The sequence below is a fragment of the Candidatus Streptomyces philanthi genome, from assembly GCF_059553635.1.
The window spans coordinates 1-2,828 of record NZ_JCANQV010000476.1; the positions used below are offsets into that span (position 1 = coordinate 1).

Here is a 2,828-nt window from a genome sequence, read left to right on the forward strand (position 1 = left end):
AGCCAGCTGGTCGGCGCGGCCGCCGTCCTCCTCGGCGGGCTGCTCGCCGCGCTGCTGCTGCGCCGCGCCGAACGCGACGCCCCGGGGCACGACGCCGCGCCCGAGCCGTCCGCCGCGGTGGCGGAATAGCATCGGGCTGTACGGAACGGCGGGAGCACGCTCACCGAAGGGGAGGGCGCCATGGCGGCGAAGGACGGCAGCGCCGGGGGACGACCGCGCAGCGTCTGGCTGACGACGCGCCCCCCGTCCCGGCGGAGGACCGACCAGCCGGCGGGACTCGGCCTGGAGAAGATCGTCGCGGCCACGGTCCGGCTGCTGGACGCCGAGGGGCTGGCGAAGTTCTCGATGCGCCGCCTCGCCGCCGAACTCGGCGTCACCGCCATGTCTGTCTACTGGTACGTCGACACCAAGGACGACCTGCTGGAGCACGCCCTCGACACGGTCGCGGGCGAGATCCCGCTGCCGGACGGCGAGGACGGCACGGACTGGCGCGACGACCTGCGGATGCTCGCCACCGGCTACCGCGACATGCTGCTGCGGCACCCGTGGGCAGCCCGGCTGCTCGGCGAGTTCCTCAACATCGGGCCGCGTTCCGCCGCGTACTCCCGTGCCACGAAGCGGGTGATGCGGCGCAGCGGGCTGCCGCCGGAGCGGATCTCCGGCGCGCTGGGCTCCGTCTTCCAGTTCGTCCACGGCTTCTCGACCATGCACGGCCAGTACGCGGCGCGCTGCCGGGCCGCCGGCCTCGGCCTGGACGAGTACCTCCACCAGGTCCTCGGCATGCTGTCGGAACGGCCGGATTTCGCGGACCTGATCAACGACGCGGACGGCGCCCGGTACGGCGAGGGCGGGCCGGGCGCCCAGGAACTCATCGACCGGGACTTCGCCTTCGCCCTGGACCTCCAGATCGCCGGCATCGAGGCGATGCGCGACAAGGAGGGAACGAGGGACACGCCCCCGGAGTGACCCCCTGACCCCACAGGAAACGGCCCGCCCCGGGCTCCTCGCCCCGGGCGGGCCGTCCTCTGTGGCAGGCCCTCACCACTGCCGCAGTCCCTCACAGCTGCGGCAGGCTCTCCCCCTGCACCGCCTGGATGTCCAGCTGCACCCGCAGGGTGGTGCCGATGGCCGCGATGCCGGCCGCGACCACCTGGTTGTAGTTCATCCTGAAGTCCTCGCGGCGCAGTTCCGCGGCCGCGGCGAAGGACGCGCGGACACCACCCCACGGGTCCGGGCCCGTACCGAGGTAACTCAGGTCGAGGTCGACCGGGCGCACCACACCGCGCAGCGAGAGCTCGCCGTGCACCGTCCAGCGGTCGGGGCCGACCGGCTCCATGCCGGTGCTGCGGTAGGTGATCTCCGGGAAGCGCTCGACGTCCAGGAAGTCCTCGGACCGCAGATGGCCGTCGCGCATCCCGTTGCCGGTGTCGATCGACGACGCCTGGATGACGGCACGGACGGACGAGGCCGCCACGTCCTCGGCGATCCCGATCCGCCCGCTGAACGCGGTGAACCGGCCGTGCACGCTGGTGATCCCCAGATGCTGGGCGGACGCCGCCACCGTCGAGTGCATCGGGTCGATCGTCCAGGCGCCGGGCGGCGGCAGCTGTGTACCGCCCTGCCGGGCCAGCACCACGTCCCCGGCGTCCAGCCGCCCGCTCGCCGTGACGATCGCGCTGGAGGCGGCCGGCGCGTAGCCGACGGCCGTCACGATGACGGTGTACGGGCCCGGCGCCACCGGTTCCGTGCTGCGGACGGCGCCGTCACCGTCGGCCGGGACGCGCAGCACCTGCGCGCCCGTCATGTCCGTGACGGTGAGGACGGCGTGCGGTACCGCCCAGCCGTCCCGTGTGCGGACCCGCGCCCGCACTCCCGTGGCCGCGCCCGTCCAAGTCATTCCCGCTCCCGATGTCGTGCCGGTACGTGGGGGCTCCGGCGGCGGCGCGCAGGCCGTCCCCTGCCTGTGCGCGGTGCCGCCGCCGGAGCCCCGGGGCCGGGCCGGCGCGCGTGTCCGCTCACAGCGCGCTCCGGCCCGGGTAGGTGTGCCCGGTGGTGCCGGGCTCCGGGGTCAGTCCCCGGGGTGGGCGAGTTCGACGTCGTAGCCGTCGACCCCGCGTGCGTTGACCGTCAGGCCGTGGGCGACCGGCGGGTAGCCGCTCGCGATGACCGTGTAGTCGCCCGCGTCCAGATCGGTGAAGGCGTACGCGCCGTCCTCACCGGTGGTGGCGGTGGCCACGACGTTGCCCGCCGCGTCCACCAGCGTCACCCGGGCGTCCGCCAGCGGCAGCCGCGCGGCGCCCGCCCGTACGACGCCCTGCACCCGCGCCCCGGACAGCAGCTCGACCTCGATACGGGTCGTGCCCTGGCCGCCGACGTCGACGGGCAGCGCGGTCGGCCGGTAGCCGGCCGCGTTGACCGCGACGGTGAAGGTCCCGGGGCCGAGCGTGTCGAAGGAGAAGTTCCCCTCGTCGTCGGTGCTCCCGGTGGCCAGCACCTCGCCGCGGACATCGGTGACGACGACCATCGCCCCCTCCACCGGCTTGCCGGTGACCGCGCCGCGCACCTGGCCGCCGAGGCCGCCGGTGCCGCTGAGCAGGATGTCGTGGCCGAGCGGCTGGTCGCCGACGACCACCGTGGATGCCTGCGGCCGGTGCCCGTCGGCCGCCGCGATCAGCACGTACGAGCCGGCGCCGGGGGCGTCGAGGGTGTACGCGCCGTCGGGGCGGGTGGCCGCGCGGCCGAGCTGGCTGCCGGTGAGCGAGATCAGCGTCACCGCCGAGCCCGGCACCGGGTTGCCCTCCGGGTTGCGGACGAAACCGTGGACCGCG

General features: G+C 74.8%; 3 protein-coding genes. 1 reads left to right on the forward strand and 2 read right to left on the reverse strand.

Annotated elements, in window-relative coordinates:
- Nucleotides 1–180: 180 nt before the first annotated feature.
- Nucleotides 181–966 (forward strand): TetR/AcrR family transcriptional regulator, encoded by a 786-nt coding sequence (locus tag AC51EU_RS29160; RefSeq protein ID WP_496270096.1) that lies wholly within the window; start codon nt 181–183, stop codon nt 964–966.
- Nucleotides 967–1,057: 91 nt separating this feature from the next.
- Here the strand turns inward: AC51EU_RS29160 and AC51EU_RS29165 are convergent, their stop codons facing one another.
- Together AC51EU_RS29165 and AC51EU_RS29170 are read right to left on the reverse strand one after the other, a co-directional pair.
- Nucleotides 1,058–1,897: a YceI family protein gene (locus AC51EU_RS29165; RefSeq protein WP_496270097.1), complete on the reverse strand. Its 840-nt coding sequence runs from the start codon at nt 1,895–1,897 to the stop codon at nt 1,058–1,060.
- 171 nt (nt 1,898–2,068) lie between these two features.
- The coding region (locus AC51EU_RS29170; RefSeq protein ID WP_496270098.1) for an MSCRAMM family protein at nt 2,069–2,828 on the reverse strand (760 nt) is incomplete at its 5' end.

Bases quoted from the DNA above. Each gene is read 5' to 3' on its own strand.
- AC51EU_RS29165 (WP_496270097.1), bottom strand. From the start codon at position 1,897: ATGACTTGGACGGGCGCGGCCACGGGAGTGCGGGCGCGGGTCCGCACA.
- AC51EU_RS29160 (WP_496270096.1), top strand. From the start codon at position 181: ATGGCGGCGAAGGACGGCAGCGCCGGGGGACGACCGCGCAGCGTCTGG.